Raw genomic sequence first — 16,720 nt, forward strand, 5'->3', positions numbered from 1 at the left:
CGCTGGGATGGGCGCGGAGTGACCCCGCGTTGCTGAGGCTGTCCGTGCGCTAGACGCGGATCCTGTAGCCCCGCTTGACCACGGTTTCCACCAGGCTGCCGTCCGGCAGGGACGACCGCAGCCGGCTCACGGTCATGTCGAGCGCGTGCACCGAGCCGCGCAGTTCCAGGAGTTCGGAGAGCGACTCCCGGGAGAGGACCGCACCTCCCGCGCCGAGGAGTGCCCGCAGGAGCAGCAGGGGCGCCGGGGCAACCTCCACCGGCTCGCCGTCGATGCGCAGCGAGCGTCCGCGCAGTTCCACGAGGCCCGAGCGGGTGTCCAGCCTGCGGACGTGGTTCAGGGCCAGGTGCTCGCACACCAGCCGGATCAGGGCGCCCATCCGGAACCGTTCCGGAACCAGCGGGGTGATTCCGGCGTCCAGCAGCGGCTGGGCGGTCACGGGACCTACGACGGCGGTGGTGACGGTGGTCTTCAGGCATTCCACGAGCTGCTTGTACAGTCCCATTTCGTGCGCTGTGCTCCACATTGCGTCCACTGCCGGGGCGCTCGTGAAGGTCAGGACGTCCAGGTTGCCGCTGCAGGCGGCCTCGATCAGGCGCGGTAGGCGATCGGCGCCGTCGGGCTTAACCCAGCGGTACGGGGTGACGGTGAGGACTGTCGCGCCGGACATCCGGAGCCGCTCGAGCTGGCGCACGTCCGTGTAGCCGTGCAGCTGCACCGCCACGGTCTTGCCGCGCACACCCTCGGCCAGCAGCATGTCCACCAGAGTGGCGGTGGTTTCGTCGCTGCTGATGCCGACGTCGGCAAGGCCGGCCGCGCGGACAGCGCCGCGCGCTTTGGGCCCCCTGACGAACATCCGGCAGGCAGCCAGGGTTTCGAGCAGTTCCTCCCCGATCCCGGAGGCGTCCGCCGCTTCGCACCAGCGGCGCATGCCGTAGGCGGTCGTGGCGATGCAGAGGTCGGGCTTCGCGGCAATGATCGCCTTCGTGTCCTCGATGAGGCTGATGTCCTCGTTCACCGGGGCGATCTTGAGGGCGGGGGCGTGCAGCACTTCGGCGCCGCGGCGCTCCAGTGCCTCGATCAGGTCGCGGGAGCGGCGGTGTGAGGTGACGCCGATCCGGAATCCTTCCAGCGGAGATCCGGCAGCCTCAGGCGCAGGCGATTCCTGCAGCTTTGATCCTGCCTGGCCTGTTGCGGCGGGGGCAATGGCATTCAATGCGCTCATGTCGTTCACGAACCCAGCAGCGAGGCCGCCAGGCGGTCAAGATCGGCGGCGGCCTCGGCATGCCCGCGGTTGGCCTCAGCCACGCGCACCACCTCGCCGATGACCAGGACGGCGGGGTTGCTGCAGCCGGCGGCGGCGGAGGCGATCGTCCCTAGTTCGGCGATCGTGGTCCGCTGTCCGGGCCGGTAGCCGCGCTCGACCACGGCCATCGGCATGTCGGCACGCATGCCGGCCCGGCGCAGTCCCGCGGCCAGGTGGTGCAGCGTGCCGATGCCCATCAGGACCACAATCGTGCCGCCCAGGCCAGCCAGGTGGGTGAGCTCCTTGTCGGTCAGCGGCGCGTGGCCGGACACGACGGTGAACATGTGGCTGACTTCGCGGTGCGTCACGGGGATGCCGGCTGCAGCCGGTACCGAGATGGCGCTGGTGACGCCGGAAATCACGCGGACGGGAACGCCGGCGGCGACGCAGGAAGCAACTTCCTCGCCGCCGCGGCCGAAGACGTAGGGGTCCCCGCCCTTGAGGCGGACCACGTTGTTGCCCGCCAGGGCGCTTTCCACCATGAGCTTCTCGATGTCGCCCTGGCTGACTTTGTGGTGCCCGGGCTTCTTGCCGACGTCCACGAGTTCGGCCGAGGTAAGGGACGGGAGCTCCTGGTAGGGGGCCAGCCGGTCGTAGAACACGACGTCGGCATCGCGCAGCGCCTTGATGGCCGCCACGGTCAGCAGTTCGGTGGTGCCGGGGCCGCCGCCCACGAGAGTCACGTGGCCGACCGGGCCGGCTGCCGGTTCGGCAGCCACCGGGATGCCGGTTGCGCGGCACCTGTCCAGCAGGGCCTCCCAGCCGGGCTGGCCGTCGTCGATCGCTGCCACGAGGAACGGGCGTTCAGGCAGCGGGCCGTCATGCCCGGCACCCTGCGGGGTGCTGAGGCGGTAGACGACAGCGCCGGCGGCCTCGTAGCGGCGCACGGCCTGGCGGGCTGCGTGGTCGGAGCCGGTGACCAGGACTTCGCGGCCGGTGAGATCAATGCTGAGCTGCATGCCTATACCTCGTTCTCATCGCTGGGCCTCATGGGGATGGAAGCCCCGATCAGGACCTTCCCTTTTTCCTCTGCAGTGGCCGGGCGCATCTGGCCGCGCTCGTCGGGGACGAAGGAAATGGAGTCGTCCTTCTGGTCGGGGGCGTTGACGAAGGAGCGGAACCGGCGCAGGCGCTCCGGATCCTTCAGGGTGTCAGCCCATTCGTCCTCGTAGGTGTCAACATGCTTGGCCATGGCCGCCTCGAGTTCCTCGGCGATGCCCAGGGTGTCATGCACCACCACGTCCTCGACGTGCTTGATGCCGCCGTCGAGCTCCTCCTGCCAGCGGGCGGTGCGCTGCAGCCGGTCCGCGGTGCGGATGTAGTACATGAAGTAGCGGTCGATGTACTTGATCAGTGTCTCGTCGTCGAGGTCCTTGGCCAGCAGCTGGGCGTGGGCCGGGGTGGCACCGCCGTTGCCGCCGACGTACAGGTTCCAGCCGTCGGCGGTGGCGATCACGCCGACGTCCTTGCCGCGGGCCTCGGCGCATTCGCGGGCACAGCCGGAGACTCCCATCTTGAGCTTGTGCGGGCTGCGGAGGCCGCGGTAGCGCAGTTCCAGCTGGATGGCCATGGCCACCGAGTCCTGGACGCCGAAGCGGCACCAGGTGGAACCGACGCAGGACTTCACCGTGCGCAGGCTCTTGCCGTAGGCCTGGCCGGACTCGAAGCCGGCATCCACGAGTTCCTTCCAGATTTCCGGGAGCTCTTCCAGCCGCGCACCGAACATGTCGATCCGCTGGCCGCCGGTGATCTTGGTGTACAGGTTGTACTTCTCGGCCACGGCGGCAATAACGCCGAGCTTCTTCGGGGTGATCTCGCCGCCGGCGATGCGGGGGACCACCGAGTAGGTGCCGTCCTTCTGCATGTTGGCCAGGGCGCGGTCGTTGGTGTCCTGCAGTGTGCCGCGGCCGGCGTCGAGCACGTAGGCGCTGTTCTGGCTGGCCAGGATGTTGGCGATGGTCGGCTTGCAGATGTCGCAGCCGGCGCCGGTGCCGTACTTGGCCATGATCTCTTCGAAGGAGGTCAGTTCGAGGACGCGGATGGCATCGAAGAGTTCCTGGCGGGACAGCTCGATGTGCTCGCAGAGTGCCTTCGAGACTTCGACGCCGGACTTGGTCAGCTCGGTTTCGAGCAGCTTCTTGAGCATCGGCACACACGAACCACAGCTGGTTCCTGCGCGGGTGCAGCCCTTGAGCTCGCCGAGTTCCTGAACGGGAGCGTTGCCGTCGCAGGCCCCGCAGCCGTTGACCGTGTCCCGGATGGTCCCCGCAGACACGTTGTTGCAGGAACACAGAATGGCGTCGTCCGGCAGCTCGGTCTCGGGGGCGTCGCCGCCGCCGGCCGCCGTCAGGTAGGCACCCGGTTCAGCGGGAAGCTCACGGCCCAGGAGCGGGCGCAGGCTGGTGTACGGAGTGGCGTCGCCCACGAAGATGCCGCCGAGCAGGGTCTTGGCGTCATCCGTGGTGACGATCTTCTGGTAAACACCGCGGGCAGGGTCCGCGTAAACGATTTCGAGGGCGTGCTCGGTCTTGGCAAAGGCATCACCGAAGCTTGCAACGTCAACACCTGACAGCTTCAGCTTCGTGGCGGTGTCAAAGCCAGGGAAGGTCGCCTCGCCGCCGTGCAGGCGGTCTGCCACGATTTCGGCCATGGTGTTGGCCGGAGCAACGAGGCCCAGGCACATGCCGCCGAAGTTCGCCACTTCACCGATGGCCCAGACACCGGGGACCTGGGTGGAGCAGTCATCGTTGATAACCACGCCGCCGCGGGGGCCAAGATCAAACAAGGACTCCTCACCCTCGGCGGCGCGGAAGAGTTCATCGCGGGGCCTGACGCCGATGGCCACGATCACCAGATCAGCGGGGATGGTGCGGCCGTCGGCCATCAGCACGCCGGTGACCTGCCCGTCGTCGTCGGCAAGAATTTCGGTGGGGAACACGCCACCGTGGACCTCGAAGCCCTTGGATTCGATCAGGCGGCCCAGCGCCTGGCCGGCGCCTTCATCGAGCTGGGTGTTCATCAGCCAGGGGGCGCCGTTGATGACGACCGGGGTTGCACCGAGCTGCTCGGTGCCGGCTGCGGATTCCAGACCCAGCAGCCCGCCGCCGATGGTGACGGCATTGATCTTGCGGCCAAACTTCTCGGTGAGCTCGGCGATGGACTTGTTGATCGCCCAGACGTCTTCGAGCGTGCGGTAAACGTGCACGTGCTCGGCGCCGGGGATCGGGAGCCTGGCCGCATCAGAACCGGTGGCAACCACGAGTTCGTCGTATTCGTACGTGCTGCCGGCGGCGGTTTCTACCGTCTTGCCCGTGGTGTCGATCTTAACTACGCGCTCGCCGGTCTTCAGATTGAGTACGTCGTGGTCCCACATGGATGCGGCGCCAAGCGTGAGGTCAACGGTGCTGTCCGTGAGGGCCTTGCTCAGGGCAACGCGGTCATAGGGCAGGTGCGCTTCCTCCGTGAGAACAGTTACCTGCCAGCCTTCGAGGCCACGCGCATGCATAGCATCCGCAAAACGGTGGGCTGCGGGGCCGCCGCCGGCGACCACGATGCGGCGTGGTGTCTCTGTGCTTGAAGTCTGTTCGGTCACTGTGGGCCTTTCGCTGGGCCGCAGACGGTGCTCTGCAGCTTGTCCATCCAGACTAGGCAAAGGGAATTTCGCTTCAGTTTCCCTTATGTTTCGTGAACTTAACTTCTGCATCACGAACAGGTTTCGGGACAGGTGAGGTGTCTTTTACGTTCCGGACACATTGACTGCACGCCTCTGAAACACCGGCAACCTAGCTTGAATATACCGCCGCATTGGCGGCTGAAGCAGGCCGCAATACGCCTCGCGGGAACCGGCCTTCCGCCGGGAAGCAGGCACAGGGAGAGGAGCCGACATGACGGCAACACTGGAACTTGAGGATCTTGAAACCGGATACGCCACTGGCTGGCACCGGGTCTGCGCCGTGGACGAACTGGAGCTCGCCTGGGGCGAAGCGGCACTTGTTGCCGGCCGCCAGGTGGCGTTGTTCCGCACCGCACCCGGTGAGGTTTTCGCCGTCGCCCAGGAGGATCCGGCCACCGGCGCCTTCGTGATGGCACGCGGCATCCTCGGGTCGCGCGGCACCCGCCCCACCATCGCGTCGCCGCTGCACAAAGAGGTTTACGACCTTGAGACCGGCGAGTGCTTCGGCGATGCCGGACTGCAGCTGGCCACGTTCAACACCCGCGTCGAAGACGGCTACATCGAAATCGAGCTCTAGCCCGACGCTCCTACAGTCCCAAGGCCTCGCGGACGTCGCCCAGCACCTGGTCCAGGGCGGCCCGCGCGGCCAGCCGGGCCTCCGGCAGTTCGGCGGCAGATCCCACGCTCCGGATGACTTCCAGGTAGCACTTGAGCTTCGGCTCGGTGCCGCTGGGGCGGATGATCACGCGCGTGAGGTCTCGGGTCAGGTAGACGAGGCCGTCCGTCGGCGGCAGTTCGTCGCTGCCTTCGGCCAGGTCGATCGACGATTCCACGGCGGAGCCGCCGAACGATTCCGGCGGGCTCACGCGGAGCCGGTTCATCATGGCATCCAGCAGGCCGAGGTCCGCTACCCGGATGCTCAGCTGATCACCCGCGTGCAGACCGTGCACCAGGTACAGCTCGTCCAGCGTGTCGAAGATGGTCTTGCCACCCGCCTTGGCAGCCGCCGCGAGCTCGGCGATCAGGACCGCCGCCGAAATGCCGTCCTTGTCCCGGACGAGGTCGGGGGCCACGCAATAGCCCAGCGCTTCTTCGTAGCCGTAGAGCAGGCCAGGCACGCGGGAAATCCACTTGAATCCCGTGAGTGTTTCCTCGTGCGCGTAGCCGGCCGCGGCGGCGATGCGCTGCAGCAGCCGTGAGGAAACGATCGAATTGGCGAACACGCCGTCGTGCGCTTCTTCTGTGGAGGCCGCCAGCCGCTCCACAACGTGCGCGCCCAGCAGCGCGCCCACTTCATCGCCCCGCAGCATCCGCCATGCGCCCGTGTCCGGGTCCTTGGCCGCCACCGCAGCCCGGTCGGCGTCGGGGTCATTGGCCAGGACGATGTCCGCATCAGCCTCCACGGCGGCCGCGAGGGCAAGGTCCAGGGCGCCGGGTTCCTCCGGATTGGGGAAGCTGACAGTAGGAAAGTCCGGGTCGGGCTCGGCCTGCTCGCTGACCAGCGAGACGTCGGCGAAGCCGGCGGCTTTGAGAACGGCAACGGCCGTGTCGCCGCCCACTCCGTGCATGGGCGTGAGCACGATCTTGAGGTCGCGGGCGGGGAAGAGGTCCCGGTTTGCCAACGCCGCCGTGGCCGCCTCATAGTCTGCGGTGATGCCCGGCTCCAGCACGGTCCAGCCGTCCTCGGCCAGCAGGATGGTGTCCAGCGCTCCCACCATGTCGATCTCCGCGGCGATCAGGGCATCGTACGGCGCAACGATCTGCGCGCCGCGGCCGCTCTCCTCTACGGCATGGCGGCCCAGGTATACCTTGTAACCGTTGTCCTGCGGCGGGTTGTGGCTGGCTGTGACCATCACTCCGCCGTCGCAGTCGAGCGCCCGCACGGCATAGGCCAGGAGCGGAGTGGGCAGCGCGGCCGGCATGAGGAAGGTTTCGATGCCTGCCGCTGTGAAGATCGCGGCGGTCTCTTCGGCAAAAATGTCCGAGTTGTAGCGGGCATCAAAGCCGACGACGGCGCGCGGCCGGGTTCCGGGCGACGCGTTTTCCACCGCTGCGGCCAGGAAGCCCGCGAAACCCGACGCTGCGCGGCGGACCACCACACGGTTCATCCGGTTGGGCCCGGGGCCTAGCGCTGCCCGGAGGCCGGCTGTGCCGAACTGCAGGGTTCCGCTGAAGCTGTCCTGCAACTGCTGAATGGCCGCCGGCGTGCCGGCTTCGGCGAGTGTCAGCAGCTCGGCCAAGGCCGTGGAGGTCGCGGGATCCGGGTCCTGGTCGGCCCATGCACGGGCGTCGCTGAACAGCTGGGAATCGGCAGCGGAAGAGGTCATAGGAACCAAGCTATCGTCAAAGCAGTGCAGAGCGGTGCCGGACAAGCCATCCGTCCGGTCACTTCCCGCCGGGATGCCGGGTCTTCGGCATCCCTTGACACCAGAAATTCTGGACACGTAGTGTCTCGGAATGAAGATGAACCAGGGCGTCGAGTGGGCCCTGCACTGCTGTGTGAATATGGCATGGACTCCTGCGGGAGAGGCCATCAGCAGCGCCAAGCTGGCCGAGCTCCACAAGCTGCCCCCGGCGTACCTGAACAAACAGCTCCAGGCCCTGGTGCGTGCCGGAATCCTTGACTCGGTTTCGGGGCCGAAGGGAGGCTTTCAGCTATCGCGGCGGCCGGACAAGATCACCGTGCTGGACGTTGTGCTGGCCATCGAGGGCAGGGACCTGGCCTTCCGCTGTGACGGCATCCTCAAGAACGGCCCGGGCGGCGACATGGGAGAGGACTACACGCGGAGCTGCCTCATCTCACAGGCGATGCGCCATGCCGAGCTGGCCTGGCGCACGGAGCTCGCCCGCCAGAACGTGGCAGGTATTGCGCAGTCCATCGAACGCAGGTTTCCGGACGCGCGGCCTGACACCCTGGCGCAGCTCCTCGGAACAGACAACCGGCCGGAAAGCTGACGGCTCACAGCCTGGCGATGATCTCGGCGAGGAGCTTGGAGATGCGCGGCCCGGCTGCATGGCCCGCTTCGAGCACTTCCGCGTGGCTGAGCGGAACCGGGCTGATGCCGGCGGCGAGGTTGGTCACGAGCGAGATGCCGAACACCTCCATGCCGGCGTGCCGTGCGGCGATGGCCTCCAGCGCGGTGGACATGCCCACGAGGTCGGCGCCGATCCGCTTGGCGTACTGGACCTCGGCCGGCGTTTCATAGTGCGGCCCGGTGAACTGCGCGTACACGCCCTCGTCCAGCGAGGAATCTACCTCACGCGCCAGGCCGCGGATGCGGGACGAGTAGAGGTCTGTCAGGTCAACGAAGGTGGCCCCTTCGAGCGGTGACGTGGCGGTGAGGTTGATGTGATCCTTGATCAGCACAGGCGTTCCGGGTGCCCAGTTTTCGTTGAGTCCGCCACAGCCGTTGGTGACCACCAGGGCCTTGCAGCCGGCGGCGGCCGCGGTGCGGACTCCGTGGACAACGGCACGGACGCCCTTGCCCTCGTAATAGTGGGTGCGGGCCCCAAGCACCAGTGCGCGCTTGCCTTCCCTGGTCAGCACCGAACGGATGGTGCCCACGTGGCCCTCCACGGCAGGGGCGGAAAAGCCCGGCACCTCGGAGGCCATCAGGGTGGCCGTGGTCTCACCGATCAGGTCGGCTGCCTCGCCCCAGCCGGAGCCGAGGACCAGCGCGATGTCGTGCGACTCGACGCCGGTTTCTGCAGCGATGTAGTCGGCAGCCGTGCGGGCCGCCTCGAACGGGTCAGTGTTCAGGAATTCTGTATTACTCACTGGTACAAGCTATCGTGCGGGCGCCGCGGTGGACAGCGCAAACTCAGTCGCCCGGGGACCGCGGGGTCAGCCTTGGTTGTTGGTGGTGCGGCGCCATGTGGGAGAGAATGGTTGATTGTGACTATGCACCCTGATTTCAGCGCACCCCGAATCGCAATTCTCGGCGGAGGCCCGGGTGGCTACGAAGCCGCCATGGTTGCCGCCTCGCTGGGGGCCAAGGTCACCATTATTGAGCGTGCCGGCCTCGGCGGATCAGCCGTGCTGACCGACGTCGTGCCTTCCAAGACGCTGATTGCGACGGCGGACCTGATGACCCGCGTCGGTGAGGCGGGGGAGCTGGGGGTCAAGTTCGACGTCGACGGCGGTGACTTCGTCCCCGTGATGCGTGCGGATCTCAAGCACATCAACGACCGGCTGCTCGGCCTCGCCCGCCAGCAGTCCCGGGACATCACGGCCGGCCTGGAGCAGCAGAACGTCCGCATCCTGCTCGGTTCCGGCAAGCTGGTGGACAACCGTACCATCGAAGTCCTGACCGCCGACGGCACCGAGACTGTCGAGGCCGACGCCATCTTGCTGACCGTGGGGGCCCACCCGCGCGAGCTGCCGACTGCGCGGCCTGACGGTGAACGCATCCTGAACTGGGCCCAGATCTACAACCTGGACGAGCTTCCCGAAGAACTGATCGTGGTGGGCTCGGGCGTGACCGGCGCCGAGTTCGCTTCCGCGTACAACGGCCTGGGTTCGAAGGTCACCCTGATTTCCAGCCGTGACCGGGTGCTGCCCGGTTCAGACACTGACGCCGCGGAGGTGCTGGAGGAAGTGTTCGAGCGCCGCGGCGTGCACGTCCTGTCCCGCTCTCGGGCCGAAACTGTGGAGCGGACCGAGGATGGCGTGGTGGTCACCCTCGGGGACGGCTCCAAGGTCACCGGAAGCCATTGCTTGGTCTGCGTGGGCTCCATCCCCAACACTGCCGGAATCGGTCTCGAAGAGGCTGGCGTGGCGCTCACCGAGAGCGGCCACATCAAGGTCGACGGCGTTTCCCGCACCACTGCGCCGAACATCTATGCCGCCGGCGACTGCACCGGCGTTCTCGCGCTGGCCTCCGTCGCAGCCATGCAGGGCCGAATAGCCATTGCGCACTTCCTCGGCGACAGCGTGACGCCCATCAAGCTGCACCAGGTGGCGTCCAACATCTTCACCTCGCCGGAGATCGCCTCCGTGGGTGTTTCCGAGGCCGAGATCGAGTCCGGCAAGTACCAGGGCGACATCGTCAAGCTCACGCTGAAGAGCAATGCCCGCGCCAAGATGCGCAACGCCAAGGACGGCTTCGTCAAGATCTTCGCCCGCAAGGGCTCGGGCACCGTGATCGGCGGTGTTGTGGTGGGGCCGAACGCGTCTGAACTGATTTTCGCGATCTCCATCGCGGTCAAGCAGAAACTGCACGTGGACGATGTCGCCAGCACCTTCGCGGTCTACCCGTCGCTGAGCGGTTCCATCTCCGAAGCAGCCAGGCGCCTGCACGTCCACATGTAGCAGTTTGCTCCTAGCCAGCGCCCGGACGCGCGCGTAAAATCCGGACTGTCGATCCTGGGATTGGCGGCTCCGGGACGCGACGCCGGACCCACGTGCGGTCAGCTAAGCGGAGAGTTTCCGGATGCTCGGACCGCGGAAGCCAGGAGCTAGTCATGAATACGGTCAGAAAAGTCGCAATGAACTCTGCCCTCGTCGCGGGCCTCGTGGGTGGCGGTGCGTATCTCGCCATGGGCTACCCCGTCATTGCATCAAGCACCAACGCCGGCAGCCAGTCCAGCACGGACTCCGCCAAGGGCAGCCACCAGGCCAACGGGATTACGGAGAAGCTGCTGACCGGGAGTGCTGCCACGAGGGTGCGGAGCGCGGTCCTCGCCGCCAACCCCGGCGCGGCTGTCCACCGTGTTGAAAACGACGCTGAGGGAGCCGTCTACGAGGCGCACATCACGAAGGCCGACGGCTCGCTGGCGACCGTGAAGCTGGACGCCTCCTTCAATATCACTGCCACGGAAGCCGGCCGGGGACGCTATTAGGACCAGGCGTACGGGGGAACGGCGTCGCCGCGCGTAAAGGGCTTGAACCAATCCCGGACGTCAGGCTTTCCCGCGCCGTTGGCGCCTGCGTCGTCCGGGAGCAATTCACCGGCGTGCAGTGCTTCATGAGGGTGCAGTGCTTCATCGGAGTACAGAGCTTCACACTCGGCGTCCTCGAGCAGGACTTCCTCAACGTTCGCCCGCCACTCATCGGGAAGATCGAGTTCGTAGATGTCCTCGGTGATCTCGGCCTGATCGAGCAGGCAACGCACGGCGAGCTCGCCTGCAAGGCAGCCGGGAGCGGTCCATCCCCGCGCCAGGGACGCGGTGACGTCCGCCGCGACCACAATGAACCTCTGCGTGAACTTCGCGTCATACCGTGCGGCGAACTGCGGCGGCAGCGAGGACAGAACTGATGTCCCGGCGATGTCGGCCGGCGTGACTGCGTCCAGCTTGCTCAGCGTTCCCAGATCCCGGAACAGCTGGTCGATGAGGACACTGGATGAATTCCACAGGAGGCCGGCCAAGAGGCACGTCTGCCGCACGGACATCTGCCGCTCGTCCGGAGCGACGGACGCCATCTCTTCCAGGTCCTCAGGATCAAACTGAAGCCGCTGCTCTGCGGTCATCTCATCGGGGTGCGGGTCCAGGCCCAGGAGCTCAAGGCTCAGGCCGGTGAGCTTCCCGGCGTCAGCCAGCAGCTCTTCGGTGATGTCGTCGTCGTCGTCGGCACTCATGGCACCGATGCTACCTGTCATCCGGGTATTGCCCGCGAACTGTGACGCGGCCGAGCGGGGGACCCGGCCCTTACGCAGCTGCTGCCTGGAAGTGTTTTTCGATGAGTCCCTTGATGTCCTCGTGGCAGCCGCCGCAGCCGGTGCCGGCGCGCGTGGCCGAGGAAACCTCTGCCACGGTGGAGCAGCCCCCCGTCACCGCCTCCGTGATCTTGCCTCCGCTGACGCCCGCACACCGGCACACGGTGCTTTCCGGGTCACTGGAAGCGCCGGCTGAGGCCAACTGGTCCGGTCCGTCAAGCCGCAGGAGCAGGGATCGGTCGGCGGGCAGCTCAGCACCGCGTTCGAAGAGCTGCACCAGCTCGCCGGCGGTCCGGGGCATGCCCACGCTGACCAGGCCCTCGAGTACACCGCCGCGGGTGGTCATTTTCACGTAGCGTCCGTGCTCGGGATCGGCCCACTGGGCGATCTGGAGCCGCGGCCGGCCGTTGACCGCTCCCGCTGTCAGGACTTCCTCGTCCCACGGCTCGGCCGAGTTGTCCCCTGCCGCGGCCATGTTCATGCCGCGTGCCTTGAGCACGATCACGCCGGGCTTCTCTTGGGGGAGGGCGGGCAACGAGTCCGCGTCCTCCTGGGGGCCCCCGGCAAGCAGCAGCAGGTATTCGGCGAGCCATTCGGCCTGCCGCCAGCCCGGTCCCACCAGGCCGGACGGTCCCCGGGCGGTGCGGCATTCGATGCATTCCGGCTCCGGGCAGCGGACCTCGGCGCAGTCGCCGATGGCGAAGATGTGCGGTTCGTGGTGGGCGCGGAGGCGGTGGTCCACGAGGATTCCCGTCCCCGTTGACAGCCCGCAGCCCTCCGCGAGCTCGGTACGCGGACGGACGCCGCAGGACAGGACCAGGAGGTCGCCGTCGATCGCCGAACCGTCGTGGAGCAGCAGAGCCGAGAACCCGCCGTCGGGAGCGTTGTGCTCAACGCCCGTGGAACGGGCGTTGCCGGCAACGCGGACACCGCAGTTGCGGAGGCTGGCGGCTAGCACCGCGCCGCCCCCGCGGTCGATGTTGCGGCCCAGCGGGTGCGGACCGTTGTGGACCACGGTAACCGTGGCGCCTTCCTCGGCCGCGGCGAGGGCCGTCTCGAGGCCCAGGACACCGCCGCCGAGCACCACCACCCGCTTGCGCCCGGCAACAGCCTTGCGGAGCACCTCGGCGTCGCGCAGGTCACGCAGTGCCGTGACGCCTTCCGGCAGGACCGGGGCCGCAGGGTCGGGGTTGATGCCGGTGAGGTTGGGGATGACCGGCCGGGAACCGGTGGCGAAGACCAGCCGGTCGTAGTGGGCCGAGGTCCCGTCAGAGAGAATGACGTTCTGCCGTGCCCGGTCCACGCGCTTGACCTTGACGCCCAGCCGGACGTCAACGCCGTCCGCGGCGAGGGCCGCGGCGTCGGCCAGTGCCAGCGCTTCCGGAGTGGTGCGGCCCACGCCGAGGTCGGCCACCAGCACGCGGTTGTAGGCGGCGTCGGCCTCCTGGCCGATGACCGTCACCCCGACTTGTCCGGCCCGCACGCCGGGCAGGAGCTCGTCGACCAGCCGTGCGGCCACCGGACCAAATCCGACAATTACAATCTGCTCGCTCATGAGGCCTCCGATGTCTGAAGAACACTGGTGTTTAGTACGTTCGCGGCCAGCCGGACCCATACCTTGTTGAATTTGAATTCGGGCATCCCGGAGATGGGATCCGTGGCGGCTTCCGTCAGCCGGTTCGCGCTCTCCAGCTCCGGGAAGTGGAACGGCAGGAACACGGTCTCGGGGCGGATGGCCGTGCTGAGCTCTGCCCGGCAGACCACCTCGCCGCGCTCGTTTGCCACCGAAACCAGCGCACCGTCGGTGATGCCCATTGACGCTGCGGCCGCGGGGTGGATCTGCATCCTGGCTTCGGGCTGGGAAGCAAGGAGTTCGGAGACACGCCGCGTCTGGGCTCCCGACTGGTAGTGCTCCAGCAGGCGGCCGGTAATGAGGGTCATGGTTTTGGCCGCCGGGTCGGTATTCGCTGCCGGAGTCCGACGGCGGCGGGGCGCCACCGGGGTCATGACGGCTTTGCCGCCCGCGTGCGCAAAGGCGTCCAGGAACAGCCGCGGCGTGCCGGTGCTTCCGGCGGGGTAGGGCCAGTAGGCGGCCTCGCCCTTGCCCAGCATGGCGTAGTCGATGCCGGAGTAGTCGGCCAGGCCGCCGGCGGATGCCAGCCGGAGCTCTTCGAAAACAGTCTCCGGGTCGTCGCTGAAGGTGGACGGCGCGTCCAGGGCCTCAGCCAGCTGCGACATGATCCAGAGCTCGCTGCGGGCTCCGGCAGGCGGTTGAATTGCCTGGCGGCGGCGGAGGACGCGGCCTTCGAGGTTGGTCAGCGTGCCTTCCTCCTCGGCCCATTGAAGCACCGGCAGGACGAGGTCAGCCTCTGCGGCGGTCTCGGACATGAAGAAGTCGCAGACCATGAGGAAATCCAGGCTGCGGAGTCCGTCGATGACCGAGTTGGCGTCCGGGGATGCGACGGCGATGTTGGAGGCATGCACGAAGAGGCAGCGGACGCCGTCGGGCTGTCCCAGGGACTTCAGGAGCTGCACGGCCGGCAGTCCGGGACCGGGGATGAGGTCCTCCGGCACATTCCATACCTTGGCCATGTGGGCCCTGGCCGCGGGATCGGTGATCTTGCGGTAGCCGGGCAGCTGGTCGGCCTTCTGGCCGTGTTCGCGGCCGCCCTGGCCGTTGCCCTGGCCGGTGAGGGTGCCGTAGCCGCTGCGGGCGGTGCCCGGCAGCCCGAGCAGGAGGCTGAGGTTGATGGCCGCAGTGGCGGTGTCGGTGCCGTCCACGTGCTGTTCCACGCCGCGGCCGGTGAGGATGTAGCTGCCGCCGCGGCGGGCGCCGTCGGCAAGCCGGCGTGCCGTCTCGCGGATGAGATCGGCGGGAACGCCGGTGATGGACTGGACGCGCTCAGGCCAGAACGCGTTGACGCTGCGGACCAGTGCGTCGTAACCGTTAGTGCGGGCCTGGACGTAGTCCGTGTCCACGAGTCCTTCGTGGATGACCACGTGGGCGAGGCCGAGCAGGAGGGTGAGGTCGGTGCCCGGCAGGGGCTGGAGGTGGAGGCCGCCGCCGTCGGCTGTGAAGGCCGCGGTGGCGGACCGGCGGGGGTCCACCACGATCAGACCGCTGGCGTCGCGGACGCCCTGCAGGTGCTGGACGAAGGGCGGCATGGTCTCGGCGACGTTGGAGCCGAGCATCATGATGGTGCTGGCGGTGTCCAGTGCCTCCAGCGGAAACGGCAGCCCGCGGTCCAGGCCGAAGCTGCGCATGCCGGCCGCCGCCGCGGAGGACATGCAGAACCGGCCGTTGTAGTCGATGCGGGACGTGCCCAGCGCGATGCGGGCGAACTTGCCCAGCTGGTAGGCCTTCTCGTTCGTGAGGCCGCCGCCGCCGAAGACTCCGACTGCGTCGGCTCCGTACTTCGCGCGGGTGTCCTTGACAGCGGTGGTGATGCGGGCCAGAGCCTCGTCCCAGGTGATGGGGCGGTGGACGCCGTCGGGACCCTTCAGCATAGGCTCGGTGACGCGCCCGGGGTGGTGCAGGAGGGATGCCGAGGTCCAGCCCTTGCGGCAGAGGCCGCCGCGGTTCGTGGGGAACTCGCGGCCGCTGACTTCAAGGGCCGGCGCAGCCGGCACGGGCTCTGACCCCGGCTGGACAGCCGGGGTCAGAGCCGCTGGAGACTTGAGCGTCATGGCGCACTGCAGGGCGCAGTAAGGGCAGTGCGTGTCGGCGCTTTTGGTCATGTTAGACGTGTCCCATCGCGTTTCGGTTGGCGTTGCGGATGTAGCAGAACCAGCAGACCGCCAGCATCAGCACATAGGCGCCGACGAAGCCGTAGAACGCCGGGGTGTAGGAGCCGCTGGCCGTGTTGGAGGCGTTCAGGACCTGCGGGATAACAAACCCGCCGTAGGCGCCGATTGCGGAGATCAGGCCGAGGGCCGAGGAAGCCAGACGCTGAGTGGTGACCGTGCTGGCACCGGAGCGGGCTGCCCGGCTGGAGATGGCGAAGATCACCGGGATCATGCGGTAAGTGGCGCCGTTTCCGAAGCCGCTGGCGGTGAAGAGCATCAGGAACAGGACCAGGAAGAGCCAGAAGTTCTTCAGGGGGAGCGTCCAGATCATCGTCAGCGTGATGACGGCCATGGAGGCGAAGGCTGCAACGGTCATGCGGGCGCCGCCCATGCGGTCAGCCATGCGTCCGCCGTAGGGGCGGGCCAGGGAGCCGACCAGCGGGCCGAGGAAGGCCAGCGAAAGGGCTACGGTGCCGACTCCGATGGAGGAGAAGGCGGGGAAGTAGTCCTTGATGAGCTTCGGGAACACGCCGGCGAAACCGATGAAGGAGCCGAACGTGCCGATGTACAGCAGGGCCATGATCCACAGGTGCGGTTCCTTCAGGGCGGCCAGCGACCCCGCCACGTCTCCCTTGGCACTCGTGAGGTTGTCCATGTACTTGTAGGCGCCGAAGGCAGCGATCAGGATCAGCGGAACCCACATGAGGGCTGCGACCGGAAGGTTGACAGTGCCGGCGGCAAGGAGCGTGATGGCGATCGGAACGGCAAGCTGCGCGACGGCGGCACCCATGTTTCCGCCCGCGGCGTTCAGTCCCAGGGCCCAGCCCTTTTCACGCGCCGGGTAGAAGAAGGTGATGTTCGCCATGGAGCTGGCGAAGTTGCCGCCGCCGAAGCCGGCCAGGGCCGCCACGAGCAGCATGACGCCGAACGGTGTGTCCGGGTTGGAGACGCACATCGCCAGGCCGACCGAGGGAATCAGAAGGAGTGTCGCCGAAACGATCGTCCAGTTCCGGCCGCCGAAGCGCGGGACCATGAAGGTGTAGGGGATGCGGAGCGTGGCGCCTACGAGACTCGGCATGGAGATGAGCCAGAAGATTTCCGACGTGCTGAAGGTAAAGCCTGCGGCCGGAAGCTGGACCACAACGATGGACCAGAGCTGCCAGACAACGAAGCCGAGGAATTCGGCGAAGATGGACCAGTTGAGGTTCCGGCGCGCAATGGCGCGGCCCTGGGTTTCCCACTGGTGCTTGTTCTCTGCATCCCAGTTGGCGATCCAGCGGCCGGGGCGGACCTCAAGGG

The 16,720-nt window shown here is 67.4% G+C and carries 13 protein-coding genes; 4 read left to right on the forward strand and 9 right to left on the reverse strand.

Annotated features, from left to right (window positions below):
* Positions 1–49: 49 nt before the first annotated feature.
* The 3 genes from LQ144_RS21385 to nirB are packed head-to-tail and all read right to left on the reverse strand — an operon-like array spanning position 50 to position 4,898.
* Positions 50–1,225: a uroporphyrinogen-III synthase gene (locus tag LQ144_RS21385; RefSeq protein WP_230121259.1), complete on the reverse strand. Its 1,176-nt coding sequence runs from the start codon at positions 1,223–1,225 to the stop codon at positions 50–52.
* Between the two features lie 5 nt (positions 1,226–1,230).
* A complete protein-coding gene (cobA, locus tag LQ144_RS21390) occupies positions 1,231–2,265 on the reverse strand; it encodes a uroporphyrinogen-III C-methyltransferase (protein WP_230121260.1) in 1,035 nt (344 codons plus the stop codon).
* Between the two features lie 2 nt (positions 2,266–2,267).
* Positions 2,268–4,898: a nitrite reductase large subunit NirB gene (gene nirB, locus LQ144_RS21395; RefSeq protein ID WP_230121261.1), complete on the reverse strand. Its 2,631-nt coding sequence runs from the start codon at positions 4,896–4,898 to the stop codon at positions 2,268–2,270.
* Between the two features lie 292 nt (positions 4,899–5,190).
* Between nirB and nirD the strand changes: the two genes are divergently transcribed.
* Positions 5,191–5,556: a nitrite reductase small subunit NirD gene (gene nirD, locus LQ144_RS21400; protein WP_230121262.1), complete on the forward strand. Its 366-nt coding sequence runs from the start codon at positions 5,191–5,193 to the stop codon at positions 5,554–5,556.
* A 10-nt stretch (positions 5,557–5,566) separates the two neighbouring features.
* On the opposite strand, the gene LQ144_RS21405 is transcribed toward nirD, so the two are convergent.
* Positions 5,567–7,306 (reverse strand): phospho-sugar mutase, encoded by a 1,740-nt coding sequence (locus LQ144_RS21405; protein ID WP_230121263.1) that lies wholly within the window; start codon positions 7,304–7,306, stop codon positions 5,567–5,569.
* 130 nt (positions 7,307–7,436) lie between these two features.
* Between LQ144_RS21405 and LQ144_RS21410 the strand changes: the two genes are divergently transcribed.
* Positions 7,437–7,934 (forward strand): Rrf2 family transcriptional regulator, encoded by a 498-nt coding sequence (locus tag LQ144_RS21410; protein WP_230121264.1) that lies wholly within the window; start codon positions 7,437–7,439, stop codon positions 7,932–7,934.
* Between the two features lie 4 nt (positions 7,935–7,938).
* Here the strand turns inward: LQ144_RS21410 and LQ144_RS21415 are convergent, their stop codons facing one another.
* Entirely contained in the window at positions 7,939–8,757 is an 819-nt protein-coding gene (locus LQ144_RS21415; RefSeq protein ID WP_230121265.1) for a purine-nucleoside phosphorylase, read from the reverse strand.
* 117 nt (positions 8,758–8,874) lie between these two features.
* On the opposite strand from LQ144_RS21415, the gene LQ144_RS21420 reads away from it, so the two are divergent.
* Positions 8,875–10,290: an NAD(P)H-quinone dehydrogenase gene (locus tag LQ144_RS21420; RefSeq protein WP_230121266.1), complete on the forward strand. Its 1,416-nt coding sequence runs from the start codon at positions 8,875–8,877 to the stop codon at positions 10,288–10,290.
* 152 nt (positions 10,291–10,442) lie between these two features.
* A complete protein-coding gene (locus LQ144_RS21425) occupies positions 10,443–10,820 on the forward strand; it encodes a hypothetical protein (protein ID WP_230121267.1) in 378 nt (125 codons plus the stop codon).
* On the opposite strand, the gene LQ144_RS21430 is transcribed toward LQ144_RS21425, so the two are convergent.
* The 4 genes from LQ144_RS21430 to LQ144_RS21445 all read right to left on the reverse strand — a co-directional run.
* A complete protein-coding gene (locus LQ144_RS21430) occupies positions 10,817–11,557 on the reverse strand; it encodes a hypothetical protein (protein ID WP_230121268.1) in 741 nt (246 codons plus the stop codon). The genes LQ144_RS21425 and LQ144_RS21430 overlap by 4 nt on opposite strands.
* Before the next feature lie 70 nt (positions 11,558–11,627).
* Positions 11,628–13,190, reverse strand: a complete 1,563-nt coding sequence (locus tag LQ144_RS21435; RefSeq protein WP_230121269.1) for an FAD-dependent oxidoreductase — start codon at positions 13,188–13,190, stop codon at positions 11,628–11,630.
* Complete coding sequence (locus LQ144_RS21440) at positions 13,187–15,373, reverse strand: molybdopterin oxidoreductase family protein (RefSeq protein ID WP_230121270.1); 2,187 nt, start codon at positions 15,371–15,373, stop codon at positions 13,187–13,189. The genes LQ144_RS21435 and LQ144_RS21440 overlap by 4 nt, the downstream gene beginning before the upstream one ends.
* Before the next feature lies 1 nt (position 15,374).
* The coding region (locus tag LQ144_RS21445) for an MFS transporter (protein ID WP_230121271.1) at positions 15,375–16,720 on the reverse strand (1,346 nt) is incomplete at its 5' end.

Origin of the sequence: Arthrobacter sp. Bi83, from assembly GCF_918698095.1 — a bacterium.
Classification (GTDB): Bacteria; Actinomycetota; Actinomycetes; order Actinomycetales; family Micrococcaceae; genus Arthrobacter.